17 protein-coding genes are annotated in these 21,445 nt (G+C 37.7%); 11 read left to right on the top strand and 6 right to left on the bottom strand.

The window, feature by feature from the left end; genetic code table 11:
- Positions 1-18 precede the first annotated feature (18 nt).
- Positions 19-663: an HAD family hydrolase gene (locus POV27_RS03560; protein WP_272861351.1), complete on the bottom strand. Its 645-nt coding sequence runs from the start codon at positions 661-663 to the stop codon at positions 19-21.
- Between the two features lie 217 nt (positions 664-880).
- Here POV27_RS03560 and POV27_RS03555 point away from each other — a divergent pair, with 217 nt between their 5' ends.
- Positions 881-1,387: a hypothetical protein gene (locus POV27_RS03555; protein ID WP_272861350.1), complete on the top strand. Its 507-nt coding sequence runs from the start codon at positions 881-883 to the stop codon at positions 1,385-1,387.
- Positions 1,388-1,399: 12 nt separating this feature from the next.
- The gene (locus POV27_RS03550) at positions 1,400-1,768 is read left to right on the top strand and encodes a GerW family sporulation protein (RefSeq protein ID WP_272861349.1); all 369 of its coding nucleotides are present in this window, start codon (positions 1,400-1,402) and stop codon (positions 1,766-1,768) included.
- Between the two features lie 370 nt (positions 1,769-2,138).
- On the opposite strand, the gene POV27_RS03545 is transcribed toward POV27_RS03550, so the two are convergent.
- The 5 genes from POV27_RS03545 to POV27_RS03525 all read right to left on the bottom strand — a co-directional run bounded on the left by POV27_RS03545 (position 2,139) and on the right by POV27_RS03525 (position 8,000).
- The gene (locus POV27_RS03545) at positions 2,139-2,897 is read right to left on the bottom strand and encodes a LytR/AlgR family response regulator transcription factor (protein WP_272861348.1); all 759 of its coding nucleotides are present in this window, start codon (positions 2,895-2,897) and stop codon (positions 2,139-2,141) included.
- A gap of 6 nt (positions 2,898-2,903) precedes the next feature.
- The gene (locus POV27_RS03540) at positions 2,904-4,607 is read right to left on the bottom strand and encodes a tetratricopeptide repeat-containing sensor histidine kinase (protein ID WP_272861347.1); all 1,704 of its coding nucleotides are present in this window, start codon (positions 4,605-4,607) and stop codon (positions 2,904-2,906) included.
- A 165-nt stretch (positions 4,608-4,772) separates the two neighbouring features.
- Positions 4,773-5,447, bottom strand: coding sequence for a DNA-binding response regulator (locus POV27_RS03535; protein ID WP_272861346.1), 675 nt, complete (start codon positions 5,445-5,447; stop codon positions 4,773-4,775).
- A 42-nt stretch (positions 5,448-5,489) separates the two neighbouring features.
- Positions 5,490-7,439, bottom strand: coding sequence for a tetratricopeptide repeat-containing sensor histidine kinase (locus tag POV27_RS03530; protein ID WP_272861345.1), 1,950 nt, complete (start codon positions 7,437-7,439; stop codon positions 5,490-5,492).
- Positions 7,440-7,706: 267 nt separating this feature from the next.
- Positions 7,707-8,000, bottom strand: coding sequence for a hypothetical protein (locus POV27_RS03525; protein ID WP_272861344.1), 294 nt, complete (start codon positions 7,998-8,000; stop codon positions 7,707-7,709).
- Positions 8,001-8,374: 374 nt separating this feature from the next.
- On the opposite strand from POV27_RS03525, the gene POV27_RS03520 reads away from it, so the two are divergent.
- From POV27_RS03520 to POV27_RS03480, 9 genes are all read left to right on the top strand, one after another.
- Entirely contained in the window at positions 8,375-9,274 is a 900-nt protein-coding gene (locus POV27_RS03520; protein ID WP_272861343.1) for a tetratricopeptide repeat protein, read from the top strand.
- 27 nt (positions 9,275-9,301) lie between these two features.
- The gene (locus POV27_RS03515; protein ID WP_272861342.1) at positions 9,302-9,964 is read left to right on the top strand and encodes a hypothetical protein; all 663 of its coding nucleotides are present in this window, start codon (positions 9,302-9,304) and stop codon (positions 9,962-9,964) included.
- Between the two features lie 168 nt (positions 9,965-10,132).
- Positions 10,133-10,390 carry a hypothetical protein gene (locus POV27_RS03510; RefSeq protein WP_272861341.1) on the top strand — a complete coding sequence of 86 codons (258 nt, stop codon included), beginning with the start codon at positions 10,133-10,135 and terminating at the stop codon, positions 10,388-10,390.
- Between the two features lie 47 nt (positions 10,391-10,437).
- Positions 10,438-12,147, top strand: a complete 1,710-nt coding sequence (locus POV27_RS03505) for an Hsp70 family protein (RefSeq protein WP_272861340.1) — start codon at positions 10,438-10,440, stop codon at positions 12,145-12,147.
- Positions 12,148-12,151: 4 nt separating this feature from the next.
- The gene (locus POV27_RS03500) at positions 12,152-13,489 is read left to right on the top strand and encodes a hypothetical protein (protein ID WP_272861339.1); all 1,338 of its coding nucleotides are present in this window, start codon (positions 12,152-12,154) and stop codon (positions 13,487-13,489) included.
- Position 13,490: 1 nt separating this feature from the next.
- Positions 13,491-15,086, top strand: coding sequence for an Hsp70 family protein (locus POV27_RS03495; protein WP_272861338.1), 1,596 nt, complete (start codon positions 13,491-13,493; stop codon positions 15,084-15,086).
- Positions 15,087-15,098: 12 nt separating this feature from the next.
- Positions 15,099-16,748 carry an Hsp70 family protein gene (locus POV27_RS03490; RefSeq protein WP_272861337.1) on the top strand — a complete coding sequence of 550 codons (1,650 nt, stop codon included), beginning with the start codon at positions 15,099-15,101 and terminating at the stop codon, positions 16,746-16,748.
- On the top strand, positions 16,699-18,063 hold the full coding sequence (locus tag POV27_RS03485; protein WP_272861336.1) for a hypothetical protein: 1,365 nt from the start codon (positions 16,699-16,701) through the stop codon (positions 18,061-18,063). Before POV27_RS03490 ends, POV27_RS03485 begins: the two co-directional genes overlap by 50 nt.
- Before the next feature lie 6 nt (positions 18,064-18,069).
- Positions 18,070-21,438, top strand: a complete 3,369-nt coding sequence (locus POV27_RS03480; protein WP_272861335.1) for an acetate and sugar kinases/Hsc70/actin family protein — start codon at positions 18,070-18,072, stop codon at positions 21,436-21,438.
- The last annotated feature ends 7 nt before the right edge of the window (positions 21,439-21,445 follow it).

Here is a 21,445-nt window from a genome sequence, read left to right as displayed (position 1 = left end):
GGGACGTTCTTTTTTTATCTACAATCTGGCAAAAGCGATTTCTTCGTAGGAGTCGATCACCTTATCGGCTAGGGAATAGTCCTGCGATGTAGAATGTTTACTTCGGTACGCCACACAATAGATTCCAGCTGCCTTTGCTGCTTTTATTCCATTGGTCGCATCTTCGATCACCATACATGACTCTTTCGCCGTCTCAGCGAGCATAGCGGCCTTTTCAAAAATCTCTGGATGTGGTTTGGACTGTTTTAAATCGGCCCCACTTACCTTCGCCTTGAAGTATTGATTTAAATCGAATCGATCGAACACCCGATTGATGTTTTCCATGGAAGCGGAAGAGGCGACCACCAATGTAAGTCCATTAGCCACATACTCTTGAATAAGGGACAATACCCCAGGAATTAACTGTAAGCTGGTATCCGTTTGAAACAACTCTTTAAAATGCACCCGTTTCATGCGCACCAGTTCTTTGGGCTCATGGTTTAATTCATACTCCTTGCAAAGTCTTTCACAAATGGGAAATGTGGCCATCCCAGTAAAACTGGTATACAATGCCTCCGATACTTGGATCCCAACTTCCTCGAACATCTTGAAATACGCTTTTCGGTGCAAGGGTTCTGTGTCAATGATGACACCATCCATATCGAATAAAACAGCTTTGATCATAGGGTATTTTTTTGCGAAGATATTGAAAGTGTCACTACAGACCTTATAAAAGTTTCAATTGGCAGAAAAGAAAACTTCATGGAGTTTATTTTACACCTGTTTTAGGATCAATGACTTCCATTTTTTGAAGAAAATTTTTCTTCAAAAAAAGCACTTAACATGATCAAAATCATTGTGTTAAACCATTAGGTTAACGTCCTTTGCCCAAAACAAACCTATGTTCTGGTATATACTTTTTGGGGGCATCCTCCTTTTGGTGATTTATTTGCTTTTCATACCCATTATACTCCATATTGACACCGAAGCAAATACATATTATCTCCAGTTAAAAGGCTTGGCGAAAGCCAATATAGAGGGCGATGAAAGAGACGTGCTTAGAATTAAACTCCGAGTTCCTTTTTACACCTTTTACTTCTATCCCTTACGGCAAAAAAAATCCAAAAGAAAGGAGATTCAAGCCGATAAAAAAAAGAAAAAACACACTCGAAAAAGAGCCATGAAATGGTCCGCAATTCGTCGGGTGATACGAACCTTTAAGGTAAAGAAGTTGTTTTTGGATCTGGATACCGGCGATAATGTCCTGAATGCAAAATTATATCCGGTCATTGGTTTGCTGAACCTTACACGCGGTTCTTTCAATATCAATTTTGAAGGCCGCAATCAATTCATGCTACGGGTTAGCAATCGGCCCATAGCAATTATTACATCATTTATAAACCTTTAAAACACACTAATTATGGAATTACCCTTTGAAGAATTAATGGAAAAAATCACCAGTTTTATAAAGTCTGAAGCAAAGACAGAAACGGTGGTCGGCGGACCTTTTGACCTAGGAGAGTTTAAATGTGTCCCCGTAATTAAAGTAGGAATGGGCTTTGGTTCCGGAGGAGGCGAAGGAACGAAATCCAAAACTGAATCGGGACAAGGAATGGGCGCAGGCGCCGGTGTTGGGATAGAACCCATTGGCTTTTTGGTTACCCGAGGGGAAGAGATTTCCTTCCTTGCAGCAGGTAAGACACGCGGATTGGCAGCTATTTTCGAAAAAGTCCCCGACTTAATCGAAAAAATTGCTGAAAACAAAAGCAAGACGGCCGAGCCGGTATAACATTAAAATGCATATCCGCTTTATTCAAAAAAAGGTTTCCTTAAACGGAAGCCTTTTTTATATAATCCATCTTACCCTATCTGTACAAAATTCCCAAGAATCGTGAAAAATGTTCTTCCGATGTAGTAACGTGCACTATCGTTGTAGGAACGAAGGACAAATACGTATGGAAATCGATAATTTGAGACTTCTAAAATTAGGCTAATAAGTGCCTTTTATCAAATAGTTAGGGATCCTGTACCAATAAGCAACCAAGAACTTATTCAGTGAATACTATTCTTTTTGGTTTTTAGTGATAGGTTATAGTATTCAACCATAAGAAGGAGTCATTGCCCTTGCCCTATGGGATCCCTTTTAAGTATTCAAGGTCTTACAGAATATTCATTTTCTCGTACAACTGACTCTTGCTGTTTCTGGAAATGGGCAGGGACTTCCCGTTTTTCATTACTACCGAACCTCCATGTTCTTTAATAATAAAGCTAATCTTATCGATATTGACAAGGTATGATTTATGAATCCTTATGAAGTTGTACTCACTCAGCTTTTCTTCGAAGTACTTTAGGTTTTTGGAGATGATGATTTCCTTTTCATCGGCCATGAGGAAGGTCGTGTAATTCCCATCACTGGTGCAATACAGTATATCCGAAACATTCACCACATGCACTCCTTTGGAGTCGGTAATGGAAATTTTGGGCCCTTCCATCACTTTAGAATAAAAGGATTTGAAATCGGCCAAGATATCTTCCTTCGCAGGCGTATTTTCCAGTAGGTTTTTCACCTTATCTACCACTTTTATAAGACGCTTGGGATCTACGGGCTTCAATAGATAATCGATTGCGTCATATTGGTATCCCTTAATGGCGTATTCATCGAAAGCGGTGACAAAAATGATTTTGAAATCTATTTGGTCCAGTTCATTAAGCACATCGAAAATGGAAATGGCGCCCAATTGAATGTCCATAAAGACGACATCTGGCTTATTCTCGGACAAGACCTTATGGATGGAAGTCCGATCCTCGGCCTCGCCAATAATAGTCACTTGGGGGCAATAGGATTCTAGGAGAAGCCGCATGTTTTCACGGTCTTTCTTCTCATCATCGATTATAATGCAGGTAAGGTTTTTTGTCATGTAATGCTATGAAATTGGTAATATAATTTGAACTTCGGTCCCTTCCGAGATTCCTACTTCGTTATATAAATCTATAATATTTACAGAAGCCTTATAATCGTTAAACTGGTTCAATATAGCCAATCTTTCGTCCGTATTGCGGGTGGCTATGGATAAATGTCCCGACGCCTTGCTTCCTTTTTTCAGCTTTTCTGCCTCTTTCCTCCCAATGCCATTATCGATTACCTTACACAAGATCTGCTTGCCCTCCTTCTTTAAAGATAGCGTCAATTTTGCTTCTTTTTCTGTATGGGAAAAGCCATGGATAATGGCGTTCTCCAGATATGGCTGTATAATCATAGAGGGGATGGTGGGATTTAGTTCGAAAAGGGATTCATCAATATCGTATTGTACTTCAAACCTTCCATAGAACCGACCTTGCTCCAAAGCAATGTACGATTTAAGTATTTGAACTTCTTTCTTAAAACTATGAAAGATACTATCGGAACTGGACAATACCTCTCTAATGAGGCTGGATAGTTCGGTCATATACTCATTGGCCTTAATGTGTTCTTTCTTCAAAATAAAATTCTGAAGCGTGCTGAAGGAGTTGAATAGGAAATGTGGATTCATGATGGACTGCAACGCTTTCAACCGATTTAAACTAAGCGATTCATTGAGTCGGTGTAATATGATCTTGTTTTTGTACCCGTTATACAGGAAAAAGGCAAGAAATAGAATAACACAAACACCAAGAATACTGCTGAACAACCTCACTTTATCCATAGATTCCTCAATTTCCTGAGTTTCCAGTGCCAGACTGTCTATTTCGGCATCTTTGTTTTCCAGAAGTTTCTCAGCCTCTAGCTTAGCAACTTCCTTTTGAAGCTGCAGCGTATTCCGTTGTTCTGTTAAACGCTCTATTTCTTTAAGCTCCCTAATGCTTTCGGTTAATTCCCCTGTTCTTTCATAGGTATCGGCCAGTCCTTTCTTGGCAGCGAGTGTTCCGGATAGATTGTTATGCTTTTCAAACCCGGTAAGTGCAGTAGTAAAATAGCTAGTGGCCTTATCGTATTGCTCCAGATTAAGATATAGTTCCCCAAGGGTACATACGGCTCCTAGATATTCTGTACTTGAACTACTGTCGCCTTTTAATTGTTCGATATCGATACGACTTTCGAATACCTCGAGCCCCTTTTCATACTGCCCCCTTTGAATGTAATCCCAAGCCAAGTGATTATAGGCAAGCATACAGTTTTTATCGGTAGTTCCCGATCCACAAAGAGAAAGTGCTTTGTCAATATAGTATCTTGCGGAGTCGGCTTCCTTCGGATAGCTATACAGACTGGACAGCTTACTGTAGGTGATCAGGGCCTGGGCATCGGTATCGGCATAATGCAGCGCCTTTTTGAAATTTTTACGCCCTTCTTGGGTATTGCCTATGTCTCGATGTACGTAGGCGATATTGGTAAGTAGGTCCCAGTAGATTTTGCGATCCACAGAGGATTCGGCGTATTGCATCCCCATTTCTAAATGCTCCAGGGCTTGTATGTATCTTCCGTTTTCGCGGGCTTTTATCCCTATATCCAAATAGTATTGCAGATCAGCAGCCTTGATCTCTTCCCCTTCCCCATTCGACTTATTTTCTTGGGTACAGGAGAGCAGGGCAAGGGCCCAAAAACCAAGAGCCAAGCCATATGCTAGGGATTTTATGGTGTAATGTTTACGCAACAATACAAATTGAGGATCACGGGGTTGCGGTAAAGTTATTGAATTCTATTTAATTGTAGGAGTTTGATTACGTAAAGCGTCACTATTGCTTGATGTATGACATTGGGGTGGGGGGGAATACTAGTGAAAAAAGGGTTCTCAGCAAATTAGAATGTTGTTCCATAATTATATCAACCCAAAATCCTTAAGGATAACTATTAAATGGGTAGTGCTTTTGGCATTAAAATCATCCTTAAGTTTTTCCAAACGTTTCTCAATAATACTCACACTATTGGGGGTGATGTTTTCTAACTTGAAGTGCTGCGCTACTTCTTTTTGAGAGTAACCACTGGCCAATTTTTTTACCAATTTCGTATTGAACTCATTTAACTCTATCAAGTTTTTCCTGTCCAAAATATTGCTTAAATGGGATGATGTATAAGTTTTCCCTTCATGTACTTGAGTAATAGCATCCAAAAGCTCTCGGGAATCATAACCATCTTTAGACACAAAACCATTTATTTTTTGTTTTGAAAACAGGGACTTAACTTTTATTGCTTTGTCCTCGATGGAATAAACGATAATTTTAATTTTCGGTTGAATTCCCCGAACTTTATCAATAAGCTCTTTTCCAGAAGGGATTCTTTCATCCCTGTAGTTTCTATCGAAGGACAAGTCGGTGATCATGAGGTCGAATGGATTCTTCTCTTTTAATGCCCCCGCCACTTCAGCCATTGCCTTATCACAATAGGGTGTATGAACAATGGAATTTTCTGAAACTATTTTGTTGTCTACTAGCGTCTTAATTATGCCGTAATTCGCAATTTCAATATCTTCTACAACTAAAACTCTATTGAACATCCGCTCTATTGTTTTTGGATTGAAATACGTTTTGGTGCAGGATCACACCGTGATTATGGCCTTGAGGCCATTTTCCCTTGTCAGATCAAAACTAAGGTTTCCTCCAATGGCTTTTATACGGTTTTCCATAATCTTTATTCCGTTCCTGTTGTGGACACCACTTTTGGGAAGACCCAGACCATTATCCGTGTAAACAATTTCTATCCCCTTTTCCTTACTTCTAAAAACTACACTTACCAAGTTAGACTCACTATGTTTTTGCATGTTGGTCATGAGCTCCTGTAGTAGTCTATAGATAACTATCTTGGTAACTTTATGGTAGTCCTTCCACTGTATATCCCGTTCTCCCTTAATAAATACATGTGTGCTTTCAGTATTATAGTTTGTTATAAGTTCAGAGAGTTCGTTTTCATAACTTTCAAAATCAATATCGCTACTATCCCTCGATATATTCCGAGCCTTATCATACACATGTTTCAGTTTACTCATGATCTTTTCTTTGTCGTTAGACTCCGCCAATAGTAATTTAATGAGATAAATGTTATTGGCAATGCTGTCGTGGACTTCTTTGGACATCCTTCCTTCGGCTTCGTAGGAGGCAAGTATTTTTTCTGCAATTTGTTTCGATTTTTGCAGTCTATTTCTCTGAACTATATAAATGGAACCTGCAATGAGGGCGAGTACAAAAAACAATAGGAGCCACTTCTTTTCGCTTTTTGCTTTTTCTACCTGCTTCTCTTTTTCTAGATTTTCCTTTGCTAAGGATTCATTTTCAAACCGAGTGGGCGCGTAGATTTGCCTCATACTTTTCTTCGAGATTTCCAATGACTCATTTAGTCTTTTATATTCTTTGTAAGCTTCTAGTGCTGTGGAATCTATCGTCGTTATAATATCCAATGCTTCTAGAGCGGATAAGGGGTTCCTTAGTCGTTTACTCTCTTTGCGTGCCTCCTGAGCATAATGAATGGCTTGCACAGCATCTAAATCGGTATAATACTTGGACAGATGAATGTTACTAGCCACAAGCCCTACAGGGCTTTTTTTCTTTTGCCTTATTGCCAAGGCTTCTAAAAGCATCCCTTCGGTTTCGGTATTACCCGAATTATATAGCCACTTTATTTTTCCTAAGTTGCTCAAAATCCTAGCATATTCCAATGAGTCTTTAACAACCACAGGGTCATTCAGTAGAGTTTTTAAAATAACAATAGCTTCTTCATATTCTCTAAGGTCTGCAAGAATATTAGCTTTGGTGTTTTTGAAAGTAATAGCATTTTTCGCTCCTACTTCTTTTATAAAGTTTGTGTCTTTAATGAACGAAAGGGATTTTTGATTCCAAAAAAGGGCCTCATTGTAGTTTTTTATTTCTCGATAGGATACCGCTATGGTATGGTAAAGTACAGAACGGATTTTTACCGCTGTGCCTTTCGGCGAATACCGTAACCCATCAACCGCAGTGACATTACTCCCAACATAATCACCCAAAATTCTTTGAGTATCGGCCATAGAAAATAGTCTTTTACTGGCGAAACTGCTATCTCCTATATTTCTATGTATTTTAAAAGAAGTGTTGTAAAAATTAAATGCTGCAAGATAGTCATGGGTTCTTGAGTGATATATCCCTAATTTATTATATGCCTTCCCCATATAACCACTATCACCCCTATTCTTAGCCCTTTCAAGTAGTTCGAAAGTTGCTTCTATTGCCCGTTCATATTTCTTATGCCTACCTAGAAGGCGTGTTTTAAGCATATATCCCCTGAAGAGCAACGAATCTATTCGAAGGCTATCGCATTTTGCAATAAAAACATCTATTGCTTCTTCCGCATTTCCTAACGCATCCAAGTTGTTCAAACAGAACTCATAATGCTCATTAAGACTATCTAATTGATCTGAGGAGAATGGTGATGAAGTTGTCTTTTTCGAATTACATCCCGAAAAAAAAAGAAGGAATCCAAAAAAAAGGAGGGATGTAAATGTGTATTTTTTTTCCATCCCTCCAAAGTTAAATCATTTTATTAAAGTGTTAATTTTCATCTTCTTCTGCATCTGTACCTCCATTTTCCACATTGGTTTTTTCTTCAACACCGCTATTGAAACTAGAATTGATGAATACGGAAATGGTTGTTCTAAATAGTGCTTTCATGTTCTCGGACTTTTAAGTTAATAATACATTTTATATGGCTCAACCCGATAACTAATTTTTAGTTTTTTAGAGAAGAGCTTATAAAAAGCTCTTCCCTGTTATACAATTAAAGGATATTAATTCTCGCCATCCCCTAAATCACCACCACCATCTTCTCCCGTAGTTTTTTGGGGACAGTTTTCGTGATCATCGTGATATTCAATTTCACATTTCTGCACTTCTTCAAGTGGACAATTTGTGCGATCATCTCGGTATTCGATTTCGCATTTCCGTACTTCTTCAAGTGGATAGTTTGTGTGATCATCGTGGCATCTGATTTCACATTTGCGTACATCTTCAATAGGTTCTTGAGTACAGTTATAGAATGATATACAAACAAATAGGGCTATTATATATTTTAAATTTTTCATTATTGTTTATTTTAAATTTTGATAAAGAATTTCCTGCACCTTGTTTTAGGTGTATAGCTCGGTTTAACCAAAGCGCTTTGGGTTTCTGGAGAAGAATGAAGTCGGTTAGTAGATTTGCTTGAACCCCTTCTCCAAGATTAAGCAAATACTACTTCGAACTTCGGTTGTAGCTTTCTAGACAACTACATTGCAAATGTTTACATAAAAAAAGTGTCAATGGTGTCAATTGACACAAACCCTTTTATTGACACTTTTCATGCTTAGATAGAGATTGAAAATACCTCCCTTTCCTAGTATAAAGTATTTACGGCTTTCCGTAATAGGGAAAGATGAGACTTAGCTAAATTGACAAAGTCTATTCTTAATAGGAAAAAATGAAAAATCTCGGTGACGCTCAGTTAGCAATGTTTAAAGTTTTTATGGATGAGGTCATATCGGAAGACTTAAAATCATCACCCAAAAAGCTATTCAAGGACTATAAGAAAGGGGGGTTTGAGCGTATCTCAAGAAAAGTAAAAAAGGTAATTCCAGAAAATGAAGACGACTATAGTACAATAGGATGGACAACCTTAAGAAATTATAGAGAAAGTTACGTTGGTTCTGCTCCATTAACTTACGCAAAGAAAAAAATGAATGGGTTAGCTTTTTTCATTGGTTTCGAGAGTTATGAAGCTTTTGTGGACAAAGTCAAAAATGCTGTAGTAGGCAATAAATACAAAACTGCTGACCTAATCATTTATAGGACTGGAAATAAGGGGGGTAAGAGGGAAGAAAAGTTTTCATACGAAATAATCTCCAAATTGAGCAAAAATGAAGTGTTTCAACACATCGATGCTTTAACAAGAAAAAAGGTTGTCAAGAGGAAGGATCCCATATTCATTTTTTGGCTTGGTGTACTATACTTAAAGTGGGGGTCATATGATAAAGCAGTAGAAAACCTATTGCAGTGTATAGAACTAAACCCAATAAACGAAGAGTACTATTACAATTTAGCCCTTGCCAAATTCAATGGGAAGTGCCCCTTTCGCCTTAGCATAGATGAAATACAAGAAATTCGGTCACATCTAGGAACAGCACTGGACTTAAATCCACACAAAAGAAAATTCTACCTTCTGCAATGTATCATTAAAGAAGATTTTTACAAGCGACAAGGTTTAATGGCCCCTATAGGTTACAAACCCAATGAGCTAAAAAACCTTGCGGAAGATGAGATTGAAGAAAAGAGGATCTATCAACTGTTGGATATATCCCCGCATGATTTTGAATGTCCATAGATAGTCCAATCCATAAAACAAATAGCCATGACACCCAATGGAAAGAAAATCAAGAATTATTTTTCTAAAAACGCCTTAACAAAAAAAATAACGGATCAAGAATTCGATACGTTAATTAAAAAAGCCATGAATCCTCTTCACGATAGGGCTTTGGAAAAAACCCTTTTACATGAGAAGGATTGTGTAAGTAAAACAAGGATTATTTATGGTCTTAAAGTGTATGACTATGCAGGAGCCGAAATAAACTACAAGGTAGGCAAAGACGGCTATATTAGATACATCCCCATAGTTGCCACTATTTTAAATTTTACACAGCATGAAATCATCATTTACCAATGTGTGTTCGATCCCATTACGGAGAATGCCCTGAATGAATGTACCTGGACCTATTTCTACAAAGAGGTGGTCTCCTTAGAAACCAAGGAAATTTCTAAAACCAAAGAGTGGTTAAGTCCTACACAAAAAATATTTTACAAAGTGCCTTTAATAAAGCTCTTTATCAAGGGAGTCCCAAAACAATACAACGTTTCCAAAAAATTTATAATCACCACACGTGGAAGCTCACAATTTGAGATGCCACTATCAGATTATGAAGCCATTGATGGAATTGAAGGTAAATTCAATGTTACCGATGCCGAAAACACCATCCGGGCCATACGGAGTTCCCTTAGGAGTAAAAAATGGAAGTAATCTATATAAAACCCCTTTCATTTTTTAAAACCTCGATTCAATTACGGAAAACCGTAAAATAAAAATCCTTCTTCTTTCTAAGTTTGAAAGACCAGCGATAAAATAGCTTTAAAACACCTAGTTACACGCATCGATTTCAAGAAGTTACGGAGGCATAACCATAGTAGCATGAGACGCATAAGAAGGTACATCCCCAATGATATTTTAACCCTAATGGGAATCGTTATTGGCGGGATTAAAGGGTACGAAATGAGGGGGTTCGCAGGGATGTTGCTATTCGCCTTGATACTTGGAGCTATATCCTATCAGGTTAGCAAATCACCGGGAATCATGGCCAAATTACTGCTCATCATCATTTTTCTAATGCTGAATCGATTTCTCAGAGAGATGCTTTTCCAATTGATACAAGAAGTATTCGGCATATAGTTATTGAATTCAAATATAACAGACACCATTATAAAACAAATAAAACCATGGAAATAGAAATGCCAAAAAGCCCATATGTTCTCGGGATAGATTTAGGAACTACAAATTCAAGTGCTGCAATATACAGTAAGGGGGAATCGCAATCCCTTAAGTTGGACGAAATAGGCCGTTTTACCATTCCCTCCTGTGTTTGGTTTCCAGACAAAAAAACCACGGATACCAAAGTGGGGCTGGAAGCCAAACAAAAAATATTAATCAATCCAGACGAAGTCTTCAGTTCTTTTAAACCGTTGATGAAAAACAATGAATGGAAAAAGGAAGAAGCCTATAAAAATCTAGCAGAAAAGTTCGAGCAAATTGAAGGTGTCGACTTAACACCAACGGATATCGCAGTCCAAGTCCTGAAAGCCATTAAAGATGCCGTGCTTAATCAGATGGATTTTGATCTGGATGGGGATATCCAAGAGGCCGTTATTTGTGTACCTGCCAATACTACCGATCAATATAGAAAAAATGTATATGAAGCCGCTTTAAAAGCTGGATTCGGGATCAAAAATAATGAAGGAGAAACTCTTATGGATGGGGACAAACCCGAAGGAGTCCACATTCTTGAAGAACCTACTGCCGCTGCCTTTGCCTATGGATTGGACATGGGGTTCTTGGAAGAGGATGCGGACAAGGAACAAACCATTTTGGTATATGACCTAGGAGGGGGAACCTTTGATTCCACAATCCTCCATTTAAATTCCACATCATCAGATAATACGGCACCAAAATTCACGGTAAAGGCAACACGTGGAGTAGCGCAATTGGGTGGTGATGATTTTGACCGTGTGATCATGGAAATGGTGGCTGAAGAGTTTAAAGAAGAGCACGGCCTGGACATATTTGATTTAAAATCCGATCAAAATGCAACCCTCCCTAGACAATTCATGGTAGCACAACAAAAATTAAAGGAAGGATCTGAGATGGCTAAAATAGAGTTGGCAAATGGCAGTAAAGAATCCGAAATCATTATACCCGAATTTTTAAAAGATGGGGATGGAAACAAATACAGCCTAGAGCACACCATAAAAAAAGACGATTTCGTAGAAAGAATAAAGCCACTATTGGATAAAGCTAATGAATGTGTTGTCAACACATTAAAGGATGCCGAATTGGGGATGGAAGATATTAATAGGGTGATTTTGGTAGGAGGCTCCACGAAAGCGGATTGGATAAAAGAAACTGTCGAAACATTAGGAAAAACCCCTTTTGCTGCCAAAAATGTAGATGTTATTGTTTCTCGGGGCGCTGCCTTTTATGGGGCTAGTGTTCCTTCTGGTAATGACCCAAGTGAAATTGAAATTGATAGAACAACCAACCATCATTTGGGGATAGAAATAGAAGGTGCAGAGTTTAGCCTCTTGGTGGAAAAGGACCTACCTATTTCGGAAGGGATTACCAAAACAAAAACCTACTACAACCAAGAGCAGCAGGAAACTGTTAACATTACTATTTACAAAACACAACATATTGATGTTACAGGGGATAAAGGAGAAAGAACCCTAGCTAGAAAACATTACATCAACGAAAAAGTGGACGACAGTAGAATTTTTGATTGTATAGGTGATTTTAGGTTGACCGGAATTCCTAAAGCTGCCAAAGGACAAGAACCTATTGAAGTCACCTTTTCAATAGATCAAGACGATACGCTTGCCGTTACTGCAAAAATTGTAAACACAGGAGCTACTGCCAATGTAGAAATAAAATTATAACGAGATGCGAAATAAACACCTATCGCTTCTAGAAGAGATGAACGATAAATTGGATAGACTTCTGGAAAGTAAACCAGACTCCGATATTCGTCAAATCGAAGAAGCTGCCGAAGAGGGCATTCCAAAAAAGCAAGGAACCGATGATACTGATATATCAGAAGATGAAACTGAAACACATGATCAAGCAAGTGCTTCGAATTTACGAGTAGGGAATTTGGAGGATACCATTAGTTCTTTAGAAAAGCCCTTCCTGGATTCGTACCAGTACAATGAAAACGAAATGGAATATTTCAATGAACAGAAAGAACAATTTAGTAATGCCAAATACAAGTTCAACAAATGGGTAGATTACATTCACGTTCTAGCAAATACATTTGATAACGAAATTGTCTATGGTTTTGGGGAACTTTTGGAAAAAGAGGAATACAACATTCAAAAATCCAAACGCGTATTCTTTCTTCCGTTACATACTAAAGAGGAGGACAACCAAATATTATTTGAAGACTTCGGTAAAGAACTCATGTCAGTTAAAGAGGTTCCTTCCAATGAGATTGCATACTCATACGGAAATGCCAGTGTGAGAAGAACAGCCGAATTGGATTATTCTTTATCATCAATAGGCCCCACTTCACTTGTAAACAGTTTTGCCAAAGAAGTATTGAACAATACATTTTCCCTGTCTTTCAAACAGTTGGATCGAAGTAGAAAGGAATTGATTTTGCTGTTATCGAAAACCATTGGTTCCCAAAAATTATTGCAAACAGAATTACAACACCCTTCCCCAATTGGCCAAACACCTATAGAAAGTAAAGTAGTACAAAAAGCATCTGATAGCTGGAGCACAAACAATGTAAAGACAATTAAAGAAATAGAATCTGCCTCCGAAAGCATTTTTAATGCCTATAAAGAATATCTGAAGAGACTTTTTAAGGTATATAACGAAGTTCAAAACAGCCATAAGAACTTTGGTCTCAAAACTTCTTCCATAACGGAAGAAGAACAGGACTTCATTGAAGCTTGGGATGCTTTGTTTAAGGAAATTACTCATTTATTCCTTACATATTTGAAGAATGTACTTCATATCTGTCCCATTGACTGTAACCGTGGAGATACATACAACTATCACTTCCATCTTCCTCAAGGCGGAGGGGAACCAGATGATGAATTGGAAAATGATACCATTAAAAATGTAGAAACTACTGGTTTCAGGCTTATGGGAGACTATCAGGCCTACACTCCAATGTCCGAAATAATCCCAGCAGACCCAAAAGAGCTAAATCCTCAATATATCCTGCTGCAAACTGAAGTCACGGTAGTACTTAACAAATCAAAAACATCTTAATATGCATCCAATTGGAATAGATTTAGGAACCACATATAGTGCCATTTCGAAGTGGAGAAATGACAATGGATTTATAGGGAGTGAAACCTATAACATTGCCAGTGAAACCAGTGACACATTAGCCTCTAAGGTATTTGTAGAAATAGAGGGGAAAGAGGTTTCTTTTATGGTCGGAAAAAGTGCGCTTCAAAAAGGGGTAATAAGTCCCGATAATGCCATTTGGGCTGTAAAACGTTATATGGATGATGCAAATCATCGGTTTAACATAGAAGGGTATGACTTTAGTCCCATGGATATTTCTGCAGAAATTCTAAAGAAGCTACTACAAACCGCTGAATCGATTGAAAATCCAGGTGGTTATACCCCAAAAGGATTAGTGGTAACAGTACCTTACTATTTTAAGCAACCCCAGTTTGTTAACACAAAAAAAGCAGCTCTTTCAGCCTTGAAAGATTTGTACAAAGATCGTTTAGAGAACCCTGAGACTATGTTTCTAGGCTTGGTACCTGAACCTATTGCGGCTGGATTGGATTTTGCATTTAATAACCATGGCAATGACATGGTAGATCAAAACTTCTTGATCTTCGATTTGGGAGGCGGAACTTTCGATCTCACTATTTTCAAACTAAACCAGACAAACAATACCATAGATTTCAATGTACTTTCTGTAGATGGGGATGCTCGTTTGGGAGGTGAAGATTTCGACAAGTGTCTTATGGATTGGGTGCTTGATGAAGTTGATTTTAATATCAACACTTTGGATGAAAAGTCAAAAGCCAGAGCACTAAAGAAGACCATCCCCGAAATTACCAGCTTAAAGGAGATGCTATCCGTAGCCAATGAAAGTTCATTGATCATTCCTTCTCAATCGGCAGATATGCCAACCATCGATTTACAGGTAAAGGTTAAAGATTTTGAAAAAAGCCTCAGTAAAAATGAAGCTTCTGTGGATTATGGGAAAAAAATAGAACTGTTGGTAGACAGTGTTCTGCACAAGGCAAACTTAAAAAGCGATGCTATAAGTGCTGTTTTGTTAACAGGAGGATCCAGTAAAATTCCTCTTTTCAAAAACATCCTAATCGAAAAGTTCGGGGAAAAGAAGATTAGGCAACAAGCTACAATGAATTTAGCTGTAGCTAGGGGTGCAGCAATCTACGCGGCCTACTTACTCGATGAAGAACTAGAGAAAGAAGGAAAAGAGCGTGAGCATCTAACCGTATGGAACAAAGTAACGATAAGTGAACCAACAGCTCACAGTATTGGTATTAGAACAGCATCGTCCCCTTTCTTTTCAATCATCAAGGACAATCAGATTACCCCGGTTTCCAGAACACTACCCATTATCCCGTCCAAATTATCCGAGGATGGAAAACTTATTCTATGGAGCGAAGTAACTGTATTACAAGGCGACAAGGATTCTGTAGTAGGAAGGATAAAAATCAACGAACAACTTTATACGCATGGAAAATCCAGAACCGAAATAAAAGGCAAGCTCAAATTTATGGTACAGAAAAACCTTATAAGAGTAAGTGTATCTATGCCAGGTTGTAGGCAAGATGGAACAGATTATTTTTTTGAAGAGGATTTGCGTTTATAGAACCTTATGAATATGAATCATAATTATGAAAACAATCCTCCCATAGGAATCGACTTTGGAACATCGAACAGTGCCATAGCGTGCTTTGTCAACACCAATCGTATGCATGGGAGTCAGGTTTATTACCTCAATAACTATGGAAGCAAAAGTGACCCCTATTTATTGCAGTCTTCTATTTACTTACAGGAGAACAGTGAAACGGATCATGAGATTCTGATAGGGGAAGCTGCAGAAAACAAATGGCGCCATGACCCTACCAACTATGTGCGTGCCATTAAAAGGGAAATAGGAGCGATTGACAAAACCTATGACCTGGGAGGGAAAATTTACTCCCCTGTAGAACTTTCATCAGAAATCATTAAAACCCTTTTTAAAGACCCCATTACTCAAGGTACTGATTTTTGCCCTTCCGGGATCGTAATAACGGTACCTTACTATTACAAACAACCCCAAAACGACAATACATTATTAGCTCTTAACAAAGCTATTGATTATACTTTTAGTAAGGAAAGCAAAAAACCCAAGGTATTAGGACTTGTTCCTGAGCCTATTGCAGCATCCTTGCATTATGTAAATAGCCTTGTGGATACAACAATCCATGAACGTAACACACTAGTTTTTGATCTTGGGGGTGGTACACTGGACATTACGCTTTTTAAGATCATTGTACAGGCCCAAAAACTACATTTTGAAGTATTAGCAAGTGATGGTCATTCCAGCTTTGGGGGTGAAGATTTTGACAATGTCCTCTTGGATTATATTGTAAATGAAGAGGGAATAAGTTTCGAAAATCTCAATGAAAAAGACCGCCGTTTTGAAGAAAAAACAATTAGGGATGCCGTAAAAGATGCCAAAGAAAGATTGTCTTTTAGTAATGAGGTAAGTGTATTTGCTGGAAACCTATTTGGCAACGAACCCATTGACACCTCCCTTAAAAGAACCACTTTCGAACAATTATTGGCCGGAAACAACGGCTTGCAACGAAATTTCGGGAAAGAGTTATTGGAAGCTGTTACCAAAAGTTTGGTAAAAGGGAGTGTTCAAAAAGATGACATCGATCTTATTCTCCTAATAGGCGGATCTTCTCAAATCCCCTACTTCCAAACCCTTTTAAAAAACACCTTTAAAAATGCGCAATTCGAAATACAACAGGATTTTTTGAAATATGCTGTGGCTAAAGGAGCTGCTCTATACGCAGCTCATTTACTGGATAAAGATCATGGGCACGACCATCAAGCATTGGGGAAAGGAGTAAGTTATGAAGACAGCAAAATCATCTTTCGAACTTCTCATGCGATGGGTATCGAAAAACAGCAAGGGCAGTTAAGTGTAATTATTCCTGAAAATACCGTAGTTCCGGCAAAGAATTCCAAAACGTTTATTCCTACCGCATATTCTGACGCATCCAGGCAAACCGTAAAACTAGACTGTATAAAAATCTGTCAAGGAAGCACTAAAGACATTGAAAACCTAACACCATTGGGCTTTGTGGAAAAGTTACCTACAATCTATACCCATGGCAGGGGACTGGACGAAATAAAAATCGAAATCAATTTTGAAGCAACGGAGACTCAACTCTTCGCACAAATAACTATACCTAAAAGCGATAAAAATGGGGAAGACATATCGTTACATACCAACATTAGTACCATCAGCAATTAAGGTTATTCTTCTTGGAATTTCCCTGTTATGGGGTACGCCCAACGTAGCACAAACAAAGCAGGATTCTTTAAAGCATCATGTAATTGTTTTGTTGGATACATCTGGATCGGTCGATCGAAAGGATAAAAGCAATATTTCTGAATCTACTGCTAGAAAAATGATCCATAACGAATTGAGAGAATTATGCTTCCGAAAAAATAGCATTTCCAAAAAGTATCTCCCTTCTAAAAGAGCACTCCTCGAAAAAGGGGATTATGTGTCCATACTTTCCTTTGGACTGGAAAAAAATGATCCCAATATAAATGAGTTCGTACAAGGGATACCCATAAAACCAGGAAAGGAAATCAAACTTGATTCTACTTTTAACGATCAAATATTCAACGATCTTTGGAAGGGTATAGAAAGGATTGGGTATAATCGATTTTTCAACAAAGAATGGACAGGACTTTCGTTTGCGGGCCCCCTTGCACTTCATTCATTAAACTTTCAAAATAATCCAAAAGATGTTAGCAGGACATTTATCATTACCATTACCGATGGAGAATTTAATGGTCTTGGTGATCCCAATTTAGAAATAAAAAAATTGGAGGACTATTGGGATTATAAAAGAATCAATGTAAAGCACAGAGAAGCAATATTACCCAGATACAACCGTATAAAAGAAGCTTTTATATGGAACAGGATATATACATATAGTTCAAGGCCTGGCAGTACCAAAGACAATTATAAAATGGAAGTCTTAGAATACAAGCCATTGCAAAAAACCTTCGCCATAGAAGCGGTTGTACCTCTCGAACCGAAGCTCTTCTTTAATAGAACTCCAAAAGACAGTCACCAAAAAAAATTAGAGATTAATGCTTATCCCAGTCCTGTATTTACACTTCAGCGTATCAACTTACAACTTAAAGACACCGTCAACAATAAGTTGTTTTGGGAAAAAGATGTTTACGGACTACACCAAGCCACAACCATCCCACTGGACATTGCTAGCAAACACAAGAACGATCCTCTTGTTATTGAAGCTAAGTTTTGGGTACACTTTAATGATGGTTCTTACGGAGTTCATACACTTAATCCAAATGGGGATAGTGTACAGGGCAGCAACGGACTAAAGAGAACCTATCCTGTTGTTTTTGAGAAAAACAGAAGAATTTTATTTGGACTTATACCGCTTTCGGATCTACTGTATAAAGCTTCAGCGAGTTTCTTAGGGGAAGAACAGCAACGGAGTGTGATCTTTTGGAACATTGTATTGCTCTGCACTTTTGTCGCTACCATGTATATTTTAATTAGGGGTTTAATTGAAGTAAAATAAGAGGCCATGGAGAAAACGCACGACGTAATCATAGATTTCAACAACCTATCTGGACCCTTAAAGCCTTTAGCAAAATCACAGATTAGTATTAAAGGGAAAAGAAAGCTTTGGGGTATCCCTAGGCCAGTAAACATAAAAAAGTATCACTCCTTATATATAGACAATCTCAAAATTCCAGACTTTTTAAAAGTCTCTCATAAAGATAAGTTAATTGTATTAACGATCCACCAATCCTCCAAAGGAAGTATAGAAACTGTAAAGGGCCATAAAATCGAAGATTTTAAAGTAAATCAGTTCGAATTTCCATTTGAGGTTAGTTTAAATCCATCCATAATTCAGGATTGCTTGGATATCAATGTCGATGAAGTTGTAATTGAGTTTGAGGTAAAGCATCAACGCAAGGCAAAAGACAAACCCAAAGTGGTTAAGGAATACCAAGCAACATTGAACCTTAAAAAAGCTCTCTGTAAACCTATAGATCACTTCTATTTCACCATTCCAGAGTTAGAATCAGGCTATGAATACCACTTAGCCAAGCAATTACATATAGGGAATCGTGAAATTATGTATAAAGCTCCTGTGTTCTATGCAGAGACCTATGATGTTTGCCATTTGAAATCTAAACTCAAAGGGTTTGACAATACCGTATACTTAGCAAATGAAGCAACTTTTATCACAGAATCCAACCCTTCTTCTAACGGAATACCCCTTAAAGAAGAGGGCGAAGAAACCGCCTCGGACCTACTCTTAGAATTTACAGATGAAAGTATTTCCTTAAAAAACCTCAACCCAAACAACAAAGTGGTTATTCCTGTTTACATAGATCTAGATCATTATGAAAATCCACTTGAAGAAAGAAAGGAAGAAATTATTTCTGAAATCAACCTCAGTAAAGCTGGAAAGGACTTTTTTGATTCCAGATCCGATCAATTCATTATAACTCCAGACAGCAAAACCACCCGCCTTCTCAAGACGATAAAGTTTGGCGAAATCCAAAGAGAGCTGAATGACCGGGAGCGCTTCGAAATTCCAAAAAAGAACCAATGGATCCCTAACAAATCGGGGAAAAAGCGATGTTTTTCACTACTATTAGGAAATCATGCCGAGAACAATGATGGATTGGTTAAAATACATAACTTGATTTTTGATTTTCAAATTGATGCAAACTCTACCTCTAATATTGTATTAAATGAGCTAAGTCAACATCCTAGTGAAAACTTCGAGGAAGATTCCTTTTTAAACACCAACGATCTATTTAATCTTACTGTCAAACATCAAGACAAAGAAGTCCCATTTACAAGCACTTTAGAATGTCCAAACACTTTTCAATCTTTTTTTGAGTACGAAATAAGTTTTAGACATGATGAAATTATCGATATCCCCAAGGATGTCTGCAAAGTGAATTGTTCTATTTCCTTTGATTATGAAGAGCTATTAAATGAAGAAATAATAGGATCGGGACATTTTGAGAATATCATTGTTTTCAATATAGAAAAAAACCCCGGCAGCTATTGGTTATCTGTAGATTATGGTACTTCGGCCTGTGTAGCGGCCTTTAGCGATGGAGATTTATTAAACAAGGATGAAATACTAATAGATCTACAATCTCCTTTAGAAGAGCGCACTCCAAGTGAAAAGTATATAGAGAGTAATATCGAAGAGTTCGATACAAAATACCTTTCCTCTACCATTACTTTAAAAGAAGGCAAGGATATCGAGAACAATGAATTTGGTGAAAGCTTGATTCACTTATCACCTACCAAAGAAGACACAAATTATCCTATTCCATACCTCAAATCCTTAATAGGTATGGAAAGCCTACCTAATTTCAATGGTTTGTTCAACAATTTCCAATATAAAGAAGGCAACCTTCAGGTTTCGTTCAAGGATAAGCCGCCTAAGGTAGAAAAGGTTTTAAAGAACAGTTACTATTCCTTGCTCAATCATTTTGTAGAAAAAGGGGTACACAATATGATTACAACAAACGATCGCAAAAAAAGTGACTTAAACAAAATTATTCTTACCATACCCAATACGTTTACTCCTAAGCACATTGCTTATATAAAAGAAATCTTATCTGACAGCATTTTTCAACATTACAAGAAAGATTATATCACATTTTTGAGCGAATCCGACGCCGTGGCCTGTAATTATGTGTACAATTGGAACGTATACAACAAGGAACAAGACCCAAATGAATCTGAGTATGTACTTGTTTATGACATGGGGGCAGGTACTTTGGATTTGACTTACTTCAAAATTCAAAATGAAAAAAGCAAAAAGAAAAAAGTAAAGATTCTCGGTAAACTTGGTAAAGCTACAGCTGGGAACTATTTGGATTATCTAATTGCCCAATCTGTATATGATATTCATAAAGAAGATTTTCAAGACAATCCCATGAATACAGGGAGCGAGAGAGGGAGCTCCCTTTCTAACAAAAAGTTATTTAAAAATATTGTAAAGAACATCATAAAACCTCACTTAGATGAGCATGGGGATTATGAAATTAGAGCAGAGGGTGATCATGATACACTATTGGATTATGACCTCGTGGGTTCTTACGAGGAGATTCGAAATTCTCGATTATTGCATGACTTTATTAGAGATAATACCGATACGCTTATAGAAAACTTCTTTCAATTATTTACTCCAGAGAAAGGTGGGTTTCACCGTAAAGGAGAGGTGCTTCTAGACACCGTAATCTTCACAGGAAGAGGTATGCAATTTCAATCCTTGAAGGAGGAACTAAAAGGAGTATTAAAAGACTGGTCTTGCACTGAAAGTATCAATTTTATAGACGACCTGGATGCATCTTCTTTAAAAAACATAGTGGTAAAAGGAGCGTTGCAATACGCCTTGCTCTACAAAAACGAAAACTCTACAATACAACTAGAAAATAAAAACCTTTTGGCTAGATATGGGGTGCTTTATAATGATCCCGAAACCGGACTATGGAAATATAAAAATCTGCTCGATCCCTCAACTCGCCCCCTAAAATCGACTCCTATCATAAAAGATGGTATCACCATTTTCGAATACGATACAGACATGTATGATGCCGACCCAAGTAATAACAAGCGCTCCAACTATATAGATATGTCCAACACTGTAAAGGCATGGTTTGTACAAAGTTATGCCAAAGATACTGCTACAGACATGAACGAGGGTAATACAGAATACATCAGTAAGATTGAGGCCATTAGAAGGGATGCAATAGATGTAGACATCAATAAAGTTATGGTAAGAATATGCATTGATAGTAATAACCAAATGCACTTGAGTGTTGGGGAGGACATTTTAGATCCTACAGAACCTTTACGTGTGGATTTAGAAAACAGCGAATCATTCAGGAAAAGTATGTGGCCCTACTTATAAAACCTAA

It is taken from the genome of Aureisphaera galaxeae, from assembly GCF_028561275.1.
GTDB classification, from domain to species: Bacteria; Bacteroidota; Bacteroidia; order Flavobacteriales; family Flavobacteriaceae; genus Aureisphaera; species Aureisphaera galaxeae.
The sequence above is the reverse complement of the archived record's forward strand: the minus strand, read 5'-3'. Positions and strand labels throughout refer to the sequence as shown.

What these genes read in the sequence shown, in the direction of transcription:
- POV27_RS03555 (WP_272861350.1), top strand. Translation starts at nt 881, where the DNA reads ATGTTCTGGTATATACTTTTTGGGGGCATCCTCCTTTTGGTGATTTAT.
- POV27_RS03495 (WP_272861338.1), top strand. Translation starts at nt 13,491, where the DNA reads ATGCATCCAATTGGAATAGATTTAGGAACCACATATAGTGCCATTTCG.
- POV27_RS03530 (WP_272861345.1), bottom strand. Translation starts at nt 7,439, where the DNA reads ATGGAAAAAAAATACACATTTACATCCCTCCTTTTTTTTGGATTCCTT.
- POV27_RS03490 (WP_272861337.1), top strand. Translation starts at nt 15,099, where the DNA reads ATGAATCATAATTATGAAAACAATCCTCCCATAGGAATCGACTTTGGA.
- POV27_RS03485 (WP_272861336.1), top strand. Translation starts at nt 16,699, where the DNA reads ATGGGGAAGACATATCGTTACATACCAACATTAGTACCATCAGCAATT.
- POV27_RS03500 (WP_272861339.1), top strand. Translation starts at nt 12,152, where the DNA reads ATGCGAAATAAACACCTATCGCTTCTAGAAGAGATGAACGATAAATTG.
- POV27_RS03560 (WP_272861351.1), bottom strand. Translation starts at nt 663, where the DNA reads ATGATCAAAGCTGTTTTATTCGATATGGATGGTGTCATCATTGACACA.
- POV27_RS03515 (WP_272861342.1), top strand. Translation starts at nt 9,302, where the DNA reads ATGACACCCAATGGAAAGAAAATCAAGAATTATTTTTCTAAAAACGCC.
- POV27_RS03550 (WP_272861349.1), top strand. Translation starts at nt 1,400, where the DNA reads ATGGAATTACCCTTTGAAGAATTAATGGAAAAAATCACCAGTTTTATA.
- POV27_RS03480 (WP_272861335.1), top strand. Translation starts at nt 18,070, where the DNA reads ATGGAGAAAACGCACGACGTAATCATAGATTTCAACAACCTATCTGGA.
- POV27_RS03545 (WP_272861348.1), bottom strand. Translation starts at nt 2,897, where the DNA reads ATGACAAAAAACCTTACCTGCATTATAATCGATGATGAGAAGAAAGAC.
- POV27_RS03520 (WP_272861343.1), top strand. Translation starts at nt 8,375, where the DNA reads ATGAAAAATCTCGGTGACGCTCAGTTAGCAATGTTTAAAGTTTTTATG.
- POV27_RS03505 (WP_272861340.1), top strand. Translation starts at nt 10,438, where the DNA reads ATGGAAATAGAAATGCCAAAAAGCCCATATGTTCTCGGGATAGATTTA.
- POV27_RS03525 (WP_272861344.1), bottom strand. Translation starts at nt 8,000, where the DNA reads ATGAAAAATTTAAAATATATAATAGCCCTATTTGTTTGTATATCATTC.
- POV27_RS03510 (WP_272861341.1), top strand. Translation starts at nt 10,133, where the DNA reads ATGAGACGCATAAGAAGGTACATCCCCAATGATATTTTAACCCTAATG.
- POV27_RS03535 (WP_272861346.1), bottom strand. Translation starts at nt 5,447, where the DNA reads ATGTTCAATAGAGTTTTAGTTGTAGAAGATATTGAAATTGCGAATTAC.